Raw genomic sequence first — 19,114 nt, 5'->3', positions numbered from 1 at the left:
TAAGGTTGCCCTGAAAACCGGCCAATTGGGTGCGATGTCCCTAGACCAGCCAAGCGAATTTGTAAAACACCAAACGCTGACGCGCGATGCCTTTCTCGATGGCCGCCTCACAGTGTCGCAGCCGCGCAACGGCTTTCGGGCCGGTTTGGACAGCGTTTTGCTGGGTGCCGCCACCAATCGCGCCTGCACAACACTGCTCGATCTGGGCGCTGGCGTTGGCACGGCAAGCCTTGTCAGTTTAGCCCACAATGCGGCGCTAAACGCCACCCTGGTTGATCACAATCAGGATATGATGTTGTTGGCAAAGGACAATATCGCCGTCAATGATTTTGCCAACCGTGCGATAACCATGGTTCTCGATGTTGCGGCAAAGGGCGCGGTCCGTGCGGCGGCGGGCCTTAAAACCGACTATTATGCCAGCGTCATCGCCAATCCACCTTTTTTTGTGGAAACCGAGGGCACCCTTGCACTTGACCCAGGTCGGGCGGGATCGCGGCATATGCGCGCGGATTTGCTCGACCTCTGGGTCAAGACCGCTGCGGCAAGCGCGGCGCCGGGTGGGGAAATCATATTTATCTATCCCCTCGATTCGCTTGGTGCCCTGTTGGCGGCGTTCGAACAACGCTTTGGTGGCGTCATAATCCTGCCAATGAGTCCGCGTCCGGGCGAGCCGGTGACGCGCGTCATGATCAAGGGGATCAAGGGGTCGCGCGCACCAACCAACATGTTGGCGGGCCGAGCGCTTCATGGGCCAACCGGGCGCGGCTTTGCAGCCGAATTTGACGCCATATTCCGGGGACGGGCGCGGCTTGTCTGGTAATTGGGCGCGACACACCTTAAATCTGGGCGACGCCGGAGACGTAGTCAGGGTTCAACCCTTTTCAATATTCGACAGGAAACGCTAATCCATGTCTGCAATCGTGCTGCGCATCCTGATATTCGGCCTGATCGGGCTTGCCATCTACCTCGGTATTGCCAAGATCTGGCGCGATTGGACCAAACAGTTCAGATCTGAGGAAATCGAGGAACGCACGCGTCGGCGCGAACGCGACCTCAATGATCGCAAGCGCAATGATGTCATTGATCTCAAGCGCGATGGCGACGGAATTTTTCGTCCCGGGGATGATGAGAAGAACAAACGGCGTTGACCCTGCGAAGCGGCCAAACTAGACAATTGGCCGACAAGACAGGACCGAGCTGATGACCGACCGCCCCGCGCACATGGACCCCCGCAATTCGTTTCAGGGATTGTTGCTGACCCTGCAACACTTCTGGGCCGAGCAGGGTTGCGTCATTCTGCAACCCTATGACATGCAAATGGGTGCCGGCACTTTTCATGCCGCAACCACGCTGCGCTCGCTCGGCCCCAAGCCCTGGAAGGCCGCCTATGTGCAGCCGTCGCGCCGCCCCACCGACGGGCGATATGGGGAAAACCCCAACCGCTTGCAGCACTATTATCAGTTTCAGGTGATCCTCAAGCCATCCCCGGACAATATCCAGGAACTCTATTTGCAGTCGCTGGCCGAAATCGGGCTGGACGCCAAGCTGCACGACATTCGCTTTGTCGAGGACGATTGGGAAAGCCCGACGCTGGGGGCGTGGGGGTTGGGCTGGGAGTGCTGGTGCGACGGCATGGAAGTTTCCCAATTCACCTATTTCCAGCAGGTGGCCGGGTTTGAGTGCTCGCCGGTGCCGGGCGAAATCACCTATGGGCTGGAACGGCTGGCCATGTATGTGCAGGGCGTTGAAAATGTTTACGATCTGAACTTCAACGGCCGCGAAGGTGCCGACAGGGTTACCTATGGCGATGTGTTCCTGCAAAATGAGCGGGAATTTTCAAAGTATAATTTTGAAGCCGCCGACACCGACATGCTATTCCGCCACTTCAAGGATGCCGAGGACGAATGCCAGTCGATTCTGAAGCAGGGTGCCGACGGTGCCAACCGGCAGACCATGGCCGTGCCCGCCTATGAGCAGGTGATCAAGGCCAGCCACAGCTTCAACATGCTCGATGCGCGCGGCGTCATTTCGGTGACCGAGCGGCAAAGCTATATCCTGCGCATTCGCGAAATGGCCAAGGCCTGCGGTGCTGCCTGGCTGCAGACCGAGGGTGGCGGCGCCTGACGTAGCCTACCGCATTAGCCGAGAACCGCCCCAACACCAGCCATTGCGCCACAATGATCGCGATGCCATTGTTGATTCCTGTTGGGCTTGGGAGCGGTGACTTATGACGACCTGGATTATTCTTGGCATTATTGTCGTGGCAATCGGCTATGCCATCAGTCTTTACAACGGGCTGGTGAGCAAGCGGCAGATGGCTGAAGAGGGGTGGTCGGGGATCGACGTGCAGCTCAAGCGTCGCACCGATCTGATCCCCAATCTGATGGAAACCGTCAAAGGCTATATGGGCCACGAGCGCGAAACGCTTGAAGCAGTCACCAATGCGCGGGCCGCAGCGCAAAATGCCAGCAATGGCACGCCGGGCGAACGCTCCAAGGTCGAAGGGCTGCTGTCGGGCGCGTTGGGGCGCTTGCTGGCGGTGGCTGAAGCCTATCCCGACCTCAAGGCCAACACGACGTTTCTTGAGTTTCAGGGAGCGCTACAAACGGTTGAGGATGAAATCCAGATGGCGCGCCGTTATTACAACGGCGCGGTGCGCAATCTCAATGTTGCAGTTGAATCGGTGCCATCCAATTTTGTCGCCAACGCCTTTGGTTTTACGAAGGCTGAATATTTTGAGCTGGAGAACGTTGAGGATCGTGCCGTTCCCAACGTCAAGTTCAACTAGAAAGATGGACGCGCTGCCAAGGCTGCTACCAAGACTGCTGCTGGCCATTGCCTGCCTGTTGCTGGCGGTTTCGCCGGGGCTGGCGCGCGAAGAAATACGCAGCTTTACCTCAAATCTGGTTTTGGCAGCAGACGGCACTGTTGATGTCACGGAGATTCTCGACGTCAACGCCGAGGGCAATCAGATAAGGCGCGGCATCTATCGCGATATTCCCGTGGTGATGCTGGACGATGACGGCGTGCGGGTGCGGCCCGCTCTGCATGTTTTGACGGTCATGCGCGGCAAGCTGCAGGAACCGTTCCGTACCGAGCGCATGGGCGACTTCATCCGCATCTGGATTGGTGACCCCGATGTGCTGGTGCTGCCGGGCGTTCACCGCTATCGCATCAATTACACCATGACCCGCATGGGGCGGTTTTTCCCCGACCATGACGAGGTCTACTGGAACGCCACCGGCAACTACTGGAATTTCCCCATTCTGGCATCAATCGCCACGGTAACGCTGCCCGATGGCGCCAGAATTTCCGATATTTCGGGTTATACAGGCGAAGTGGGGTCAACCGCCCAGAACGTAAAAATGACCCAACCTGCTCCGAACCGGGCCACGATCCGTTCAACTATCGCCCTGGCCCCGGGAGAGGGGTTGACCTATGCCGTTTCGTTTCAAAAAGGCATTTTGGTGCCACCGTCATCCGAGACACAGTTTTTATATTGGCTCACCGACCGGCAGGCGTCGATCATACCCGGCCTGGGCGCGCTCCTGACCTTGATCTATTTCAGTCTGGCCTGGTGGCGCGTCGGGCGCGACCCCAAAAAAGGCATTGTCATCCCACTATTTCATCCGCCACATGATGTGTCGCCAGCGCTGGCGCAATATATCGACAGTTGGGGCTGGAAGAACAATGGCTGGACCGCCTTTACCGCCGCCATTTTCAACCTTGGCGTCAAGGGATTGGTGCAGATCGACAATGCCGGGGATTTGAAAGTGACACCCACCGGGCGCACCGCCAACACTGATTTGACCCCGGCCGAAACCAAACTGTTCGATTACGTCCGATCAAGTGGCGGCTTTACCATCAACAAGGCAACCGGGCCGACACTCAACACCAAACGTTCCGAATTCATCAGCACCATTGTGGGGCAGCACGGGGGTGTGTGGTTCCGCAACAATGTCGGCTATTCGCTGTTGGGAGGCGTGCTGGCGCTGGCGATGCTGGGGGTTATGGTTTGGCTCGGTTATATCGAATTGCCATTCCTGATCATTGCAGTGGTCGCCGGCGTTTTCATCGGTGGCTTTGGCGGAACCAGTAAAAAAATTATGGCCGGCAACGCGTTCAGCAAGATCCTGCTATTTGGCTGGATAGCGATCGTTGGCATCAATATGGCCGGTGGCGCGCTAACGGCCTTGAGCACCTTGCGCTTTTCCAGCGCGACGCTGGCCGGGATCACCATCGTTGCCGCCACCATAATTTTTGCCATTCTGATGCGCGCCCCCACAGTGGTGGGCCGCGCTGCGATGGACAAGATTGACGGTCTCAAGCTCTATCTCGAAACCGCTGAAAAGAACCGGCTCAATATGGACAAGGCCCCGCCGATGACCGTCAAACGGTTTGAGGCGCTCTTGCCGTTCGCCATTGCGTTGGGTGTCGAAAAACCATGGTCGGAGCATTTTCAAGGTGAACTGGCCCGCAATGCGGTGGCCGATCAGCCATCGGGGGGCGGCTATTACCCGATGTGGTACTCGGGCAGCAATTTCTCCGCCAACCGTTTTGCATCCGATATCAGCACGGCGGCAACGTCGATGAGCGCCGCAATGGTTGCGGCCCAACCGGTTCAATCTTCGTCCTCTGGCGGCGGCGGTGGCGGCTCGTCCGGTGGCGGCGGCGGCGGCGGCGGGGGCGGCGGCTGGTAGCCATTTTCGCCCAATCCCAAGTGGACAACCCCAACCGGGCTTGCTAGGCAGGCCGCGTTCCAACTGACTGGTCATCCCATGCCTGAATTGCTGCTTGAGCTGTTTTCCGAAGAAATTCCCGCCCGTTTTCAGCGGCGCGCGGCCGAAGATCTGAAAAAGGCGGTGACCAATGCGCTGGTCGACGCGGGGCTGATCTATGAGGGCGCCAGCGCCTTTGTGACGCCGCGTCGTCTGGCGCTGACAGTAACCGGTCTGCCAGCGCGCTCGCCGGACACACGCGAAGAAAAAAAGGGCCAAAGGTTGGAGCGCCGCAACAGGCTGTCGATGGCTTTTTGCGCGCCGCCGGACTGGACAATGTCGAGCAGGCCAAGATTGAGAGCGATCCGAAGAAGGGCGATTTTTATGTTGCCGTCATCGAAAAGGCCGGGGCCGACGCTGTCGATATTCTTGCGACAGTCCTGCCAAAAATCCTGACTGGCTTTGGCTGGGCAAAATCCATGCGCTGGGGCAACGGCGGCTTCAATTGGGTGCGCCCGCTGCGCGCCATTACCGCAACCTTTGGCACTGACAATGACGAGCCTGTGGTTATCCCTTTTGCGGCCAGCGAATTGAATGCCGGCCAAACGACTTACGGGCACCGTTTTCTCGCCCCCGGCGCCATCAGGGTCCGCCGGTTTGATGATTATGTCACAGCGCTGGAACGCGCCAAGGTTGTGCTGGATCTGGACCGACGCAAGGACATCATTCGCACCGATGCCGAACATCTGGCTTTCGCTCAAGGACTCAACGTCATTGCTGACGAAGGGCTTTTGGAAGAGGTTGCCGGACTGGTCGAATGGCCGGTTGTGATGATGGGCAGCTTTGATCCCGCTTTCCTCAACCTGCCTGAAGAAGTGATCATTGCCACCATCCGCGCCAATCAGAAGTGCTTCTGCCTGCGTGATGGCGAGGGCAAGCTGGCACCCAATTTCATCATCACCGCCAATACCGAAGCCAGCGACGGCGGCGCGTTGATTACGGCGGGTAATGAGCGAGTTATCCGTGCACGGCTGAGCGATGCAGCATTCTTTTACAAGAACGACCTGGCGTTGCCGCTCGAAAATGGTTTGCCCAAACTTGAAGACATGGTGTTTCACGCCAAGCTGGGTACCCAGTTTGCCCGGGTGGATCGGCTGATCAAGCTGGCCGGTGAGATTGCGCCAAAGGTCGGCGCCGATGTTGAAACCGCCAAGCGCGCTGCCATGCTGGCCAAGGCCGATCTGGTCACCGGCATGGTTGGCGAATTTCCCGAATTGCAGGGCCTGATGGGGCGCTATTACGCCACAGCGCAGGGCGAGCCCTCAGCCATCGCCAATGCGATCGAACAGCACTATAAGCCCGTCGGCCCCTCTGATCAGGTGCCGACTGAACCGGTGGCGATTGCCGTGGCGCTCGCCGACAAGCTTGATCTGTTGACCGGTTTTTGGGCGATCAACGAAAAGCCGACGGGATCGCGCGATCCGTTTGCATTGCGCCGCGCCGCGCTCGGTGTGATCCGGATTATTTCGGAAAACAATCTGCGCCTGCCGCTTGAGGTTGAACCCGATCTTCTGGCCTTTTTCCATGATCGGCTGAAGGGCGTCTTGCGCGACGCGGGCGCGCGCCATGATCTGGTCGATGCGGTGATTGCTGAGAACAGCAACGACATTTTGCAGATTACCCAACGGGTCGATGCTCTATCGGCGCTCTTATCCTCTGAAGACGGGGTCAATCTGCTGGCAGGCTACAAACGCGCCGCCAATATTCTGGTGGCCGAAGAGAAAAAGGATGGCGTCAGCTTTGCCGGAACCGTTGATCAGAGCGTTCTGAAACTGACAGAGGAAACGGCGCTGGCCTTTGCGGTCGATGCCGTGCACGCGGCCGTCGGCGAGCAAATCAAGCATGATGATTACAAGGGCGCCATGACCGAACTGGCGACATTGCGCGGTCCGGTTGATGCGTTTTTTACTCAGGTGCTGGTCAATGACGAAGACGCAGCCGTGCGCGCCAATCGGCTGAACCTTCTGGCGCGCTTGCGCGACACCATGCATCTGGTTGCTGATTTCTCAAAGATTGCCGGGTAGGGGCCTATCGGCGACGGAAGACGGCGACTGTTTCAGTGTTGCCATCACCGCCCGTGATCGGCGAGGCAATCGACATGCGGTGGGCAAAATCGTTTTCGTCCATAAAGGCGATCATTTCATCGAGCGCATTGGCAATTGCCTGATCGTCGGTGACGATGCCGCCCTTGCCGATATTGCGCCGACCCACTTCGAACTGCGGCTTGAACAGGATTACTGCGTCGGCGCCGGATTTGCATAGCGCCAGTGGGGCGACAAGAATTTTGACCACCGACACAAAGCTCACATCGCTGACCAGAATATCAATTGGATCGGGGACGATTGCGACCGACAGATCCCTGGCGTTGACCCCTTCAAGGCTGACCACTTTGTTGGAGCCCTTGAGCCGTTGATGCAATTGGTCGTGGCCGACATCGACCGCATAGATTTTGGCGGCGCCGCGTTCCATCAGAACCTGGGTAAAACCGCCCGTCGATGAGCCTACATCAAGGCAGAAGCGCTCTTTAACGGCGATGTCGCCGGCATCAAGTCCCGCAACGAGCTTGAGCGCAGCGCGCGACACATAGCGGGCAGCCGGATCATCGAGTATGATTTTGTCGTTCGGACCAACCATTTGGTTCTGCTTGACGGCAACCGCACCGTTAATGGTCACTGTGCCGCGCAATATGGCATCGCGGGCGCGGGCGCGACTGGGCAGCAGACCGCGTTGTTCGAGCGCCAGATCGAGGCGAATGCGCTCGCTCACGGCTGGATCAGCCGTTTGATCTTGGCCAACGCCACATCGCTCGCCTCATCATAAGCAATGGTGCCGGCAAAGCTGCCATCAGCTTCGATCATGTAAATCAACGCCGTGTGATCAACCAGGTAATAAGGATCATCAGTTGCCCCATTAATTTCGGAATAGGCTCCGAACGCCGCCTTGATATCATCGGTCTGCTGCTGATCGCCAACCAGACCGATGATTGATGGATCAAAGCCTTCGACATAGGATTTAACGATTGGCAGCGTGTCGCGGCTGGGGTCGATCGTTGCGAAAATGATGCGCAGATCATCCGGTTTCAGGCCAAGCTCCTGACGCCAGGCTGTGGTTTCGGCCAGCGTGGTGGGGCAGACGTCCGGGCAGAACGTGTAGCCAAAAAACACAAGACTCGGCTCGCCCAGCAAGTCCTTTTGGGTGAACTGGCCGCCCGTGGTTGCAGCCATGGCAAAACTTTGGCCTGAAACACCCAAGGGTCGGGCGGGGGGCTTGAACAGGTACATTGCCGTGGCACCGACCGCCACAATGGCGACCAGCGTCCACAAGACGATGCGGAAATTGCGAAGAGATTGGGGCGACATGAAAACTCGTGAGGTAAGCGCTCGGCTCAGGCGTCCAGCGGCTCGCTGCCTACCGGCTGGCCATCGCGCGACAGGGTGATTTTCTCGATCCGGGCCTCTGCCGTCTTGAGCAGGGTTTCGCAATGAGATTTGAGCGCTTCGCCGCGTTCGTAAATGGCAATGGATTCGGCCAGCGGAGCCTTGCCGCTCTCCAGCTTGCCAACGATTTGCTCAAGCTGTTCAAGCGCTGCCTCAAAGCTGAGCGTCTTGACGTCGTCATTGGTGGGTTCAGCCATGATCGGCTCCTTGTCAGTCATCCAGATTGCCCAGCGCACCATCCATCAGCATGCCGACATGAGCAGCGGCACCATTGGCCAGACCCTTGAGGTCATACCCACCTTCGAGCATTGAGACAATGCGATTGCCGCACCGGGCCTCGGCAATTTCCATCAAACGGCCAGTAATCCAGGCAAAATCGCCGCCGGTCCAGTTCAGCTGCGCCAACGGGTCGCGCTGGTGGGCGTCAAACCCGGCCGAAACCAGTATGATATCTGGTGCAAACGCCGCAAGCGCTGGCAGGATCAGCGTGTCATAGGCCTCGCGCATGATCACCCCATCGCTGAGCGGCGGCAGGCCAACGTTCAAAATATTGCCAACCCCGGTCTCGCTGGGATCGCCGGTACCGGGATAAAGCGGCATCTGATGGCTCGATGCGTAAAAAACGCTGGAGTCGGCCTTGAAAATGTCCTGGGTGCCGTTGCCGTGGTGCACATCAAAATCAATGATCGCCACCCGGTCCGCACCATATTTGCGCTGCGCTTCGCGCGCCGTAATGGCAATGGTGTTGATCAGGCAAAAGCCCATGGGGGTGTCGATTTCGGCATGATGGCCAGGCGGGCGAATAGCGCAAAAGGCGTTGTCGACTTCGCCCAGAATGACCGCATCAAGGGCCGATAGCGCGCCACCCAGACCGGTGGCGATGGCATCGAGCGAACGGGAGGAAATATAAGTGTCACCATCCAGCTGACCGATGCCTTCGGCCGGGCGGGCGCTGCGCAGTTTTTGCAGATATTGCGGGCCATGAACCAGTTCGGCCAGGACCAGGTCGGCGCTCGGCGCATTGCGCCGCAACAGGCCGTCGAACTGGCGTTGGGTCAAGGTTTCCTCGACCGCGCGAATGCGATCAGCGCGCTCGGGATGGCCAACGGGCGTGGTGTGTCGTTCAAAATTGGGCTGGCTGACGAGTAGCGTGGTCACCCTGTCACCTTTCCCTGGTCCCGGGCTCGAAGGATCGTCTTGACGCGCCGACGTGCTGTTGTCAAACAGCGCCCATGATAATGAACGCTTCCGCCGCCCCAAATGATCCAATGACAGTTGCCGACGCTGCCCGATTGCTGCGCGCAGGCAAGCTTTGCGCCTTTCCCACCGAAACCGTTTATGGGCTGGGCGCCGTCGCCACCAATACCGATGCGGTGCTGTCAATCTACCACACAAAGGGCCGTCCACGGTTCAATCCGTTGATCATCCACTGCGCCGATCTGGCGATGGCCAAGACGCTGGCCGAATTCTCGCCACGGGCGTTGCAGTTGGCCGAGGTGTTCTGGCCCGGTCCATTATCGCTGGTGCTGCCACGGCGCAACAACACCGGACTGTCCGATATCGCCATGGCGGGGCTGGATACTGTCGCCCTGCGCATTCCATCCCACCCGCTGGCGCTGGAATTGCTGGCCAGCGTGGGTCAACCACTCGCGGCGCCCTCGGCCAATCCATCGGGCAAACTGTCACCAACCAGCGCCGAACAGGTGCGTAAGGGATTCGCGGGAAAAGTGCCGGTGCTTGATGGTGGACCCTGCATGGCGGGGGTCGAATCAACGATTATCGCGGTCGATGGCGACGCGCTCTATCAATTGCGAGCTGGCGGATTGGCCCGGGCGCGCGTTGAGAGTGTGACCGGGTTGCGCGTGCTTGATGTCGAGGCAAGCGCGCCCGTTGCAGCACCGGGCATGCTGGCGAGCCATTATGCGCCCAATGCGCAGGTGCGCCTCAACGTCACCGAGCCCGCGGCAAGCGAAACTCTATTGGGTTTTGGCGCGGTTCACGGCCAGCTCAATCTCTCGATCAATGGTGATCTGCATGAGGCCGCACGCAACCTGTTTGCCATGCTCCAGCAACTTGATGAAACCGGGGCCACCGCCATCGCCGTCGCGCCGATCCCAACCCATGGGCTGGGTGAGGCCATCAATGATCGGCTGGAACGCGCCGCCGCACCCCGCTAAGGACGCGACGGACGCAAGCCCGTCAGTCTCTGACCTTGTAAGGTTTTTGGTCGCGCCAGAAGCGCATCAGGCTTTCAAGATCGGCATCGCCGCCCTTGGGCAGCACCACTTTGAGATTGACGAACAGGTCGCCATCGCCATAAAGGCCCTTGCCCTTGAGGCGCAGCGACTTGGCCGTATCAACGCCCGGCGGCAGGTTCAATTCGACTGACCCATCCAGCGTTGGCACCCGCACCTTGGTGCCCAAGACTGCTTCATAAAGCGCAATCGGCATGTCGACGCGAATGTCTTGCCCGTCCTTGCGGAACTGCTTGCTCTTGGCAAAGCGGATGGTGACCAGCGCATCGCCGGGCTCGCCGTAGGGAGAGGGTGAACCCTGGCCTTTAAGACGAATTTGCTGACCTTCTTCAACTTTTTCGGGCAGTTTGACCGACAGCATCTTGCCGCTTGGCATACGCACGTTGATCGCACTGGCCTTGTGAGCGTCTTCGAGCGACACCGTGGCATTGACCACAATATCATCGCCGCGCCCACCATGGCCCGCATTGGCAGTGCCGCCAGCAAACGGGTCCCACTGGCCACCACTGGCGCTGCGACCACCGCCACCACCACCAGCAGCGCCGCCACCGGGGCGTTGCTGGCCGCCAAAGCCGCTCATGAATTCCTTGAGAATGTCCTCGGCCGAAAAGCCTGCGGCTCCATTTCGAGCGCCACGTGCACCCCCATGGGCGCCGGGATTGAAGCCGGCAAACTTGGGGTTGCCGTCCGCATCAATTTCGCCGCGATCAAACTGCGCTCGTTTGGTCGCATCATTGAGCAGGTCATATGCCGACGTTGCCTCGGCAAATTTTGCGTGGGCATTCGGATCTTCAGGATTTTGATCGGGATGGTGTGCCTTGGCCAGCTTGCGATAGGCGGACTTGATGTCTTTCTCGCTCGCCGAACGGGCCACCCCGAGAACACTGTAGGGGTCGCGCATTGTATCCAATCATCTGTGTGGGGGCGTTGCTTCGCCCATGTTTCACGTCCTATATGGCGAGGGTGATCACCATTGTCCAGTTTTGCACTGGTTTTCGATTATCATTCCTGCGAGCCAATATCATCCCAGCGAGCCATGCCCAATGTCCAAAGCGTTGACCGACATATTGTTTGATGACGACGATCCCACGGTGTTGGACCCGTTTGCAATATTCGAGGACTGGTTTGCCCAGGCCAGACAATCCGAACCCAGCGATCCCCACGCCATGGCCTTGGCCAGCGTCGATGACACCGGCATGCCCGACGTGCGTATGGTGCTGCTCAATGTTCGCGATGCGCGTGGCTTTTGCTTTTTTACCAATTTTGGCAGCGCCAAGGGTGTCGAATTGCTCGCCCATCCCAAGGCGGCAATGGTGATGCACTGGAAGTCTTTGCGCCGCCAGATCCGGGTGCGCGGCCCGGTCGAAGTGGTCACACCCGCCGAAGCCGATGCCTATTTTGCTTCGCGGCCCAAAGGCTCCCAGATTGCCTCGGCCGCCTCAAGACAATCGCGACCATTGGCCAGCCGGGCGCAAATGAGCGCCGAAGTTGCCGACTTGACCAAACAGATTGGCGAGGCCGCCATGGTGCGCCCCGAACACTGGTCTGGCTTTCGCCTGGTCCCGCAAGAAATCGAGTTCTGGAAAGATGGCGAGTTTCGCCTGCATGACCGGGTTCGTTTTTCGCGGACCGCTACCGATGCGCCCTGGTCTCACCAGCGACTTTATCCCTGATCGGCAAGGCTTGTAGCCCCATTCAAACTCGAGCAACCTCTTGGCGCTATGTTGGGCCTGAAACCGGACCGATGACAGCTTGCGCATATTAATCAGAACTTCGAAATGGGCGATCTGGTCGCGGCGTATCGCCAGCATCGCCGTACCCATGGTCGTTATTCCGCTGGTGCTGCACCATCTGCAATTGCTGGCTAGCGACAGCTTTCTCAATCTCGCGATGATCACCCTTGCGGTGACCGTGATGGGGCTGATTTCGGCGCTAATTGCCCTGGTGCGGCTTTGGATCATTGGCGATCAGGGCTGGGGACGGGCAATTTCGGCACTGTTGCTGTGTATTTTGTGCCTGATTCCCTTTGGTTATGCCGCTGCACTGTTGCTGCGTTATCCTGAGACGACCGACGTAGCGACCACTCAACGGCAATTGCTGCCACTGGTGTTTGACCCGACAACGCGGCAGATGTCGCCCCCCAGGCTGCTGGATGATGCGCGTCAGGAAAAGGCATTTCCCAATGCCAAAACGCGCAACTATCCCCTCAACGCGGCCCAGACTTTTGCGCTGGTGGCCCGCATGATTGATGATCAGGGTTGGGAAATCAGAGGGCGTCACGACCCCACCGGATCCGATGATCCCGGCACCATCAACGCGCGTATGACGACGCTCCTGGGGTTTCGCGATGAGGCGGTTGTGCGCGTTTCTGGCGATGCGACCCGTTCAAGCGTTGACATGCGCTCGGCCTCGCTCAATGCGACGCACGATCTGGGCGCCAATGGCTTGAGGATAGAAAAATTTCTCGGCACACTGGATAATCAGGTTACCGACCTGCTGCGCGATAATCCTAATATCAATCAGCCACTTGATGCAGACGACGATCCCCCTGAACCGCAACCCTAGAGATTGATCCGCGTGCCCCATGGACGACGATGAACCCTTAGTGCGCCACTGGCTTCGAGATATTCCAAATGCGCGCCAACAGTCATTTTCGCCGCCCGCCGTATGATCCACGATACATTGGGATAGATTTTGGAGGTGATCGCCGCCACGGAATGGGCACCCTCGGTCACAGCGGCAACGATTTGGCCGTTGCGCTGGTGTCGATGGGCGCGAAGCGCCCGTGTATAGGCAGGGCCGTCGGCAATTGGACCGCCATGGGCGGGAAAATAAAGTTGGTAGGGGCTGGCCAGTACCTGATCGAGCGAGGCGAAATAATCGGCCATTGAACCGTCGGGAACCGAAATCAGCGTCGAATTCCAGCCCATGATGTGGTCGCCGCTCAATAGAATCGGCGTGCCCACCAGGCCGAACGCCAGATGATTGGCGCAATGGCCGGGGGTGGCGATGACCTCGATCCGGGTCTTGTCGATCATCAAACTGTCGCCGTGTTCGAGCACCCGGTCGGGTTTTAGGTCCCAATCGCAGGAACCCTGAATCGGATTGCGCTCGAAGGGGCGCAGGGGACGCGACAGCCGGTGCCTGCCACCAAACCAGAGTGGTGCGCCCAACTCGCCCGCCAATTGAGCGGCGACCGCGCTATGATCCTTGTGTGTGTGAGTCAAAATGATGGCGTCGACGCGGCGCCCGCCAATCGCCTGGTGCAGTGCGCCAAGATGGAACGAGATCAATAGGGCCGGGATCAACCACGGCCAAACGCTCCTGTCCGATGAGGAAACAGTTGGTGCCGGTATAGGTAAAGGGGCTGGCGTTGGGTGCGGTCAAACGCACCAGATCAGGCGCTAACTGAACAACCGTGCCCGTTTGCGGATCGAACGTCTTATTGAAGCTTAGGGACGGGGCTGGGGTGGCCATTGCGCTCACGATAACGACAGATTATGACATTGCTTGAGCACTCCTAACGCATTCGGCGCGCAATGGCCGAATTTTCGAGGCACGAAAGGTATAAAATGGCCCTGACCCTGACCACGCCGAACACCATTCTGGGAGCGCTTGCGCCCAAGTCAAACACCGCCAGGCTTGCCACCAATCTGGTGACGGTTCTGTTGGGCACTTTGCTGCTGACCATCAGTGCCAAGATCAGTGTGCCGGTCTGGCCTGTGCCGGTGACCCTGACCAGTTTTGCCGTTGCCGCCATCGCTGCCGCCTTTGGCTGGCGCCTGGGTGTTGCAACTGTTGCCGCCTACCTGCTGGAAGGCGCAATGGGTCTGCCCGTATTTGCTGCCGGCGGTGGCCTCGCCTATTTCGCCGGTCCGACAACCGGTTTCCTGTTGGGCTATTTGCCAATGGCCTACATCATCGGTCGTGCCAGCGATCTGGGCGCCGCCAACAAGCCTGCAATGCTGTTTGGAGCGATGTTGCTGGGTGAAATTGTGTTGTTCGCCCTCGGCTTTGTCTGGTTGCTGGCGATGGCCGGACAGGCAGGCTGGATCGACCAGACCAATGTCGTGGCATCCGCCTTTGCCAAGGCCGTTCAGCCATTCATCGTCTGGGACATTCTGAAAATGGCATTGGCTGCCTTGACCGTTACCGGCGCCTGGTCGATGATCAAAGCCAAGCGCTGATCAAAGCCCAACAAAATCTACAAAAAAGGCCGGCCCTGCGAGGGGTCGGCCTTTGCATTTGCGCTCAGCTTTCCGGCAACGCGTAGGCGATAATGGAATCGCCCGCTTCAGTGCCGGTTGAGCCGTGACCGCCAACCACCACGATGACGAACTGGCGTTGGCTGGCCTCAGACCAATAGCTCATCGGCGTTGCCTGTCCACCAGCGGGCAGGCGGCTCTGCCATAATTGCCTGCCGGTGGTCACATCATAGGCGCGGGCATAATAATCCAGCGTGCCCGAGAGGAACGCCACGCCACCCTTGGTGAGGATCGGGCCCCCAATGCCCGGTACGCCCATCTTGAGCGGTAGAGGGAGGGGGGACAGATCCTGCACGGTTCCATTAACGTGCTTGTATATGATCTGCCCCGTCGTCAGATCCGCGCCTGCTACATAGCCCCATGGCGGCGACTGGCAGGGCAGGCCGAGCGGTGACAGAAACGCGCCCATTTTGGCCGCGTACGGGGCACCAAAATTTTCGTTAAACGCCGGGCCATCGGCTTGGGTCACAACCCGCTCCTCGGAATCAGGGCGCGGCACGAGTTTTGAAGTGAAGGCCAGATAGACTGGCATCGCAAACACCACTTGCCGCTCCGGATCAACGGCGACACCGCCCCAGTTGAAGGCGCCGAAATTGCCCGGATAAATGATGCTGCCTTGCTTTGAGGGCGGCGTGTAACGACCATCATAGCGCAGCGAACGAAATTCGATGCGGCAGGCCAGCTGATCAAACAGGGTCGCGCCCCACATCGAGGATTCGCGCAACGGTTCGGGTTTGAACGACAGCGCCGACACCGGCTGGGTTGGGGCGGTAAAATCGCCTTCAACAGCCCCTTGCGGCGCTGGTTCTTCGGCTACTGGCAGGATCGGCTCGCCGGTCTCGCGGTTGAGAACGAAAATCTCGCCCTGCTTGGTAGGCGCAACCAATGCAGGCACGTTCTGCCCGCCAATGGTCAGATCCAAAAGGCTCGGTTGGGCCGGCACATCCATGTCCCAAAGGTCATGGTGAACGCCCTGGAAAACCCATGCCACCTTGCCGGTTTCGGCATTGAGCGCCACGATAGAAGAGGAATATTTCTCAACATTTTCGTCGCGGTTTGCGCCGTACTGATCAGGCGGCTGATTGCCCATCGGAATATAAATCAGCCCAAGCGCCGGATCGTAACTGGAGACGCTCCAGCTATTGGGCGAATTTTCGCTGTAACTTTGTCCATCCGCAATTGGCGCGGTCTGGTCGGGATTGCGGCTGTCCCAATTCCAGACCAACGCGCCAGTGTTGATATCAAACGCGCGGATAACGCCCGACGGTTCAGTGGTCGAGACATTATCGTTGACCGCACCACCAACAATGATGAGGTCAGGTGTGACCACCGGTGGTGAGGTCGAATAATAGGAGCCGCCCACAACATTGGGCATGTTGGACCAGAGATCAACCGTACCGTCTTCGCCGCCAAAACCGGGGCAGACTTTGCCGGTACTGGCGCTCAAGGCGATCAGTCGCGCATCGACCGTGGGCAGGAACAACCGCGCCATGCAATCGGGCGAGGTTGGGCTGGCTGGTGGATTTTGCGTGGTGCCATCCGAATAGGAAACGCCTCGGCAGGTCAGATGCTGGGTGTTTTGTGAGGATGGTTGCTTGAGTTGCGGGTCAAACCGCCATTTTTCAGCGCCGGTCTCCGCATCAAGCGCAAATACCAGATCGTGGGGGGTACACAGATAGACCGTGTCTCCAATCTTGAGCGGCGTAACCTCGTAGGTGGTTTCCACCGGGTCATCATCGCCGCGCACGTCACCGGTCTGGAACGTCCATGCAACCTGCAGATTGGCCACATTGTCGGGCGTGATTTGCGCAAGGGGTGAATAGCGTTGGCCCAGCGCCGTACGGCCATAGGCATGCCACTCCCCATCGGGAACCGGATCCACCTGACGCACTGCCGTTTCGCGTACCGGCAGATCGCCCGATAGATCGTTGCTTGGAATGAACAGGGCGGCCAAGCCAATCAACATCGAAAGAACGATACTGCCCACAAGGCCGAACCAGGCGTTGCGACGACTGCCCGGGCCCGAGCCCAAAGCATTCACCGCCCACGGCAGGGCCAACAGTACGCCCAGAATGACAACGACGTCGCCGCGCGGCGCCAGGGCCCACCAGTCGAGCCCTACCTCCCAGATCGACCACACAAGGGTGAGGGCGATGGTGCCCGCGTAAACCCAAAGCGCCAGCACCCGCCGCTGAATAATGAGGGTTGCTGTTGCCAGGAACGCCAGGCCGGTCAAAGCATAATACCACGAGCCGCCCAACCCGATCAGCCAGCCGCCGCCCACCACCAGCGCTAGACCGCACAGGCCAATGATGACGGCAACGACGCGGGAATAAATTGTATCAGAATTATTTTTCATGAAAGTTTCTCCGCATTGTTGCCAGCCCAACGGCACAAGTGGGGGAGAGTTCCAATATGGCCTGAACGGTTTGGTCTGCCCGATGATGCAGGCATTGCAGGACCAACATTAATCTCGGCACGGAAAACCCCGGTCTCTGGCGAGGCCGGGGTTGGTTGGTCGGAGTAGAGTGATTCGAACACTCGACCCCCTGCTCCCGAAGCAGGTGCGCTACCAGGCTGCGCCATACTCCGTCATATGTGGCCAACCATCGGGGCGACCACATAGCCCCAATTTATAGCGATGCGCTCGCTCTGGTTCAAGCCGGTCCAGTTTGCAAATCAAACACGGTAATCCGTGTTGCCAGTACCATTTAAACCGTGTAGGAACCGCGCCAGTTGGGGCGTCGCCAAGTGGTAAGGCACCGGTTTTTGGTATCGGCATTCCCAGGTTCGAATCCTGGCGCCCCAGCCAACTTTTCGCTAGTTGTTTGACGACATTGTGCGCGGCCTTCTCAGGCCGAAACGCCATGGTGCGCGACAATCTCTGCCTTTCCTCAGAACCCGGGTCGTTCCACCGTAGCATTTCGGCCCGACCGTGCCGGAAACTGTGCCAGTTCCCACAGCTCAATGATGGTCGTAGCGACGCTGGGCGGTCGCTCGGACAGCTTATGCAACATTCAGTATGACTTAGTTTTCATCGTGTCCGCAGGACTCAAAGTGACGCCTCAACCTAACCGTTGGATGTATGGACCCGAGGTGTCCTGAGGTTCAACCTGTTCTGAGGCAAAAGTGCGGCACGAAATGGATAGTTTGACATGAGAAAATTCAAAGGCCTGGCCTTGGTACTGGCCGTTTCCCTTGCCGCTTGCACGCCTGTCTCGACAGACTCTTCAACTAGTCGGAGTGGGTCTGCTGACCAGCCGCAGGGACAGATGGTGGGCGTACCCGGACCGGTGGCCGGGATTGGTCTGCCTGTTCTGGCGATAGTCGGCGGGTTCATCTGGATTAAGTCCCGCAAGCGGAGAACTGATCGGCGCAAGCGGTGAGCCGAGAGGCCGCTAACGGCGTCGCCTTGGAGCGAAGCTGGGAGATGTCTCGCACTATGCTGTTCTGCGGCCTGGTCGCGATCGGCTTCGCCAACGGCATTTCTGGAAGTGTATTTTCTGCAGTCACCGAGGGAGGACTTCTCTCGGCGGCGTTAAACACCTTTGACGTCAGCGTCTTCGTTTGGCTCGCCCTTGTGGCAGGATTGCTGCTGGTTGGCAGGTCGCCTGCCATTGGAGCAAGTCGAGGCGATTGGGCGCTCGTGTCCCTCGTCTTTATTGCCATGTTACTGCCGGTGCCAGCGCTAAGTTGGCTCGCCTACACGATTCTGGCGCTGTCCCTTCTTGTTCGCTCGACGTCAGGCAGTGCGCTGCGGCGCGGCGCCGCGATCCTTATAGCGGTGAGCATCCCGATGTTTTGGGCACGCGTCGCCATGAGTCTATTTAACGATGCCATCCTCGCCGCCGATGCCACACTCGCCGCCTGGGCAGTTGGTTCGGAAAGAAACGGCAATCTCGTCCCGTTTGCCGATGGGTCCGGCGCCATGTGGATCGCGCCAGGCTGCTCTTCGTTCACCAATATCTCCTTGGTGATCCTGGCCTTTGTTGGTTTGGTGAATGTTACTTCGGGTAGATGGTCAAGCTCAAAGCTGGGGTTGGCGGTGCTCACCTGTGCCCTCGTAGTGCTGATCAACATCACCCGCATCAGCCTTATTGGCTACTATCCCGGACAGTTCGAACTCATCCACGGGCAAGTAGGAGCCGACGTTGCCGGTTGGCTCACAGCGCTGCTCATTGTGGTCGTCGGCTTTTTTGCGGTGCGGCGCGATGCTATCACATTGGGCTAAGCTGGCGCTCATCGCCCTGCTCGTTGTAAGCCTTGGGCTCAAGGCTCGAAGCATTGCCAGTGCCGATCAGCCAAGCGATCAGCCGAGCGGTTCCGTACTTCTTGGTGCGCTGGCAGCAGACGGTTTTACCCTAACGGAGGCGGGGGGC

Annotated in this window: 17 protein-coding genes, 2 tRNA genes and 1 pseudogene; 12 read left to right on the top strand and 8 right to left on the bottom strand. The window is 58.8% G+C overall.

Annotated elements, in window-relative coordinates; genetic code table 11:
• Positions 1 to 34: 34 nt before the first annotated feature.
• From PSQ90_RS03360 to glyS, 6 genes and pseudogenes are all read left to right on the top strand, one after another.
• Complete coding sequence (locus tag PSQ90_RS03360; RefSeq protein WP_282212030.1) at positions 35 to 820, top strand: tRNA1(Val) (adenine(37)-N6)-methyltransferase; 786 nt, start codon at positions 35 to 37, stop codon at positions 818 to 820.
• Between the two features lie 88 nt (positions 821 to 908).
• Complete coding sequence (locus tag PSQ90_RS03355; protein WP_282212029.1) at positions 909 to 1,148, top strand: hypothetical protein; 240 nt, start codon at positions 909 to 911, stop codon at positions 1,146 to 1,148.
• Between the two features lie 73 nt (positions 1,149 to 1,221).
• The gene (locus PSQ90_RS03350) at positions 1,222 to 2,124 is read left to right on the top strand and encodes a glycine--tRNA ligase subunit alpha (protein WP_282212976.1); all 903 of its coding nucleotides are present in this window, start codon (positions 1,222 to 1,224) and stop codon (positions 2,122 to 2,124) included.
• A gap of 103 nt (positions 2,125 to 2,227) precedes the next feature.
• Positions 2,228 to 2,788: a LemA family protein gene (locus PSQ90_RS03345; RefSeq protein WP_282212028.1), complete on the top strand. Its 561-nt coding sequence runs from the start codon at positions 2,228 to 2,230 to the stop codon at positions 2,786 to 2,788.
• 4 nt (positions 2,789 to 2,792) lie between these two features.
• The gene (locus PSQ90_RS03340) at positions 2,793 to 4,700 is read left to right on the top strand and encodes a DUF2207 domain-containing protein (RefSeq protein ID WP_282212027.1); all 1,908 of its coding nucleotides are present in this window, start codon (positions 2,793 to 2,795) and stop codon (positions 4,698 to 4,700) included.
• Positions 4,701 to 4,778: 78 nt separating this feature from the next.
• Positions 4,779 to 6,802: pseudogene (gene glyS, locus PSQ90_RS03335) on the top strand (glycine--tRNA ligase subunit beta).
• Between the two features lie 4 nt (positions 6,803 to 6,806).
• Here glyS and PSQ90_RS03330 read toward each other — a convergent pair.
• The 4 genes from PSQ90_RS03330 to PSQ90_RS03315 are packed head-to-tail and all read right to left on the bottom strand — an operon-like array spanning position 6,807 to position 9,373.
• Positions 6,807 to 7,544: a TlyA family RNA methyltransferase gene (locus tag PSQ90_RS03330; protein WP_282212026.1), complete on the bottom strand. Its 738-nt coding sequence runs from the start codon at positions 7,542 to 7,544 to the stop codon at positions 6,807 to 6,809.
• On the bottom strand, positions 7,541 to 8,137 hold the full coding sequence (locus tag PSQ90_RS03325; protein WP_282212025.1) for an SCO family protein: 597 nt from the start codon (positions 8,135 to 8,137) through the stop codon (positions 7,541 to 7,543). The genes PSQ90_RS03330 and PSQ90_RS03325 overlap by 4 nt, the downstream gene beginning before the upstream one ends.
• A gap of 26 nt (positions 8,138 to 8,163) precedes the next feature.
• Positions 8,164 to 8,415, bottom strand: a complete 252-nt coding sequence (locus PSQ90_RS03320; RefSeq protein WP_282212975.1) for an exodeoxyribonuclease VII small subunit — start codon at positions 8,413 to 8,415, stop codon at positions 8,164 to 8,166.
• A 10-nt stretch (positions 8,416 to 8,425) separates the two neighbouring features.
• Complete coding sequence (locus tag PSQ90_RS03315; protein WP_282212024.1) at positions 8,426 to 9,373, bottom strand: histone deacetylase family protein; 948 nt, start codon at positions 9,371 to 9,373, stop codon at positions 8,426 to 8,428.
• An 80-nt stretch (positions 9,374 to 9,453) separates the two neighbouring features.
• Between PSQ90_RS03315 and PSQ90_RS03310 the strand changes: the two genes are divergently transcribed.
• Positions 9,454 to 10,392, top strand: a complete 939-nt coding sequence (locus tag PSQ90_RS03310) for an L-threonylcarbamoyladenylate synthase (RefSeq protein WP_282212023.1) — start codon at positions 9,454 to 9,456, stop codon at positions 10,390 to 10,392.
• Positions 10,393 to 10,414: 22 nt separating this feature from the next.
• Here the strand turns inward: PSQ90_RS03310 and PSQ90_RS03305 are convergent, their stop codons facing one another.
• Positions 10,415 to 11,371, bottom strand: coding sequence for a DnaJ C-terminal domain-containing protein (locus PSQ90_RS03305; protein ID WP_282212022.1), 957 nt, complete (start codon positions 11,369 to 11,371; stop codon positions 10,415 to 10,417).
• Positions 11,372 to 11,513: 142 nt separating this feature from the next.
• Between PSQ90_RS03305 and pdxH the strand changes: the two genes are divergently transcribed.
• Both pdxH and PSQ90_RS03295 read left to right on the top strand, forming a co-directional pair.
• Positions 11,514 to 12,143, top strand: a complete 630-nt coding sequence (pdxH, locus tag PSQ90_RS03300) for a pyridoxamine 5'-phosphate oxidase (RefSeq protein WP_282212021.1) — start codon at positions 11,514 to 11,516, stop codon at positions 12,141 to 12,143.
• 79 nt (positions 12,144 to 12,222) lie between these two features.
• Positions 12,223 to 13,035, top strand: a complete 813-nt coding sequence (locus tag PSQ90_RS03295; RefSeq protein WP_282212020.1) for a DUF1499 domain-containing protein — start codon at positions 12,223 to 12,225, stop codon at positions 13,033 to 13,035.
• On the opposite strand, the gene PSQ90_RS03290 is transcribed toward PSQ90_RS03295, so the two are convergent.
• Positions 13,032 to 13,778, bottom strand: coding sequence for an MBL fold metallo-hydrolase (locus PSQ90_RS03290; RefSeq protein ID WP_282212019.1), 747 nt, complete (start codon positions 13,776 to 13,778; stop codon positions 13,032 to 13,034). The genes PSQ90_RS03295 and PSQ90_RS03290 overlap by 4 nt on opposite strands.
• Before the next feature lie 264 nt (positions 13,779 to 14,042).
• Here PSQ90_RS03290 and PSQ90_RS03285 point away from each other — a divergent pair, with 264 nt between their 5' ends.
• A complete protein-coding gene (locus PSQ90_RS03285; RefSeq protein ID WP_282212018.1) occupies positions 14,043 to 14,657 on the top strand; it encodes a biotin transporter BioY in 615 nt (204 codons plus the stop codon).
• A 64-nt stretch (positions 14,658 to 14,721) separates the two neighbouring features.
• Here PSQ90_RS03285 and PSQ90_RS03280 read toward each other — a convergent pair whose 3' ends face one another.
• Both PSQ90_RS03280 and PSQ90_RS03275 read right to left on the bottom strand, forming a co-directional pair.
• Positions 14,722 to 17,094: a glucose/quinate/shikimate family membrane-bound PQQ-dependent dehydrogenase gene (locus PSQ90_RS03280; RefSeq protein ID WP_407648157.1), complete on the bottom strand. Its 2,373-nt coding sequence runs from the start codon at positions 17,092 to 17,094 to the stop codon at positions 14,722 to 14,724.
• A 156-nt stretch (positions 17,095 to 17,250) separates the two neighbouring features.
• Positions 17,251 to 17,327, bottom strand: a tRNA-Pro gene (locus PSQ90_RS03275).
• A gap of 145 nt (positions 17,328 to 17,472) precedes the next feature.
• Between PSQ90_RS03275 and PSQ90_RS03270 the strand changes: the two genes are divergently transcribed.
• Both PSQ90_RS03270 and PSQ90_RS03265 read left to right on the top strand, forming a co-directional pair.
• Positions 17,473 to 17,547: transfer RNA gene (locus tag PSQ90_RS03270), tRNA-Gln, on the top strand.
• 618 nt (positions 17,548 to 18,165) lie between these two features.
• Entirely contained in the window at positions 18,166 to 18,966 is an 801-nt protein-coding gene (locus PSQ90_RS03265) for a hypothetical protein (protein WP_282212017.1), read from the top strand.
• The last annotated feature ends 148 nt before the right edge of the window (positions 18,967 to 19,114 follow it).

Source organism: Devosia rhodophyticola, assembly GCF_028816475.1.
Taxonomy (GTDB): domain Bacteria; phylum Pseudomonadota; class Alphaproteobacteria; order Rhizobiales; family Devosiaceae; genus Devosia; species Devosia rhodophyticola.
The sequence above is the reverse complement of the archived record's forward strand: the minus strand, read 5'-3'. Positions and strand labels throughout refer to the sequence as shown.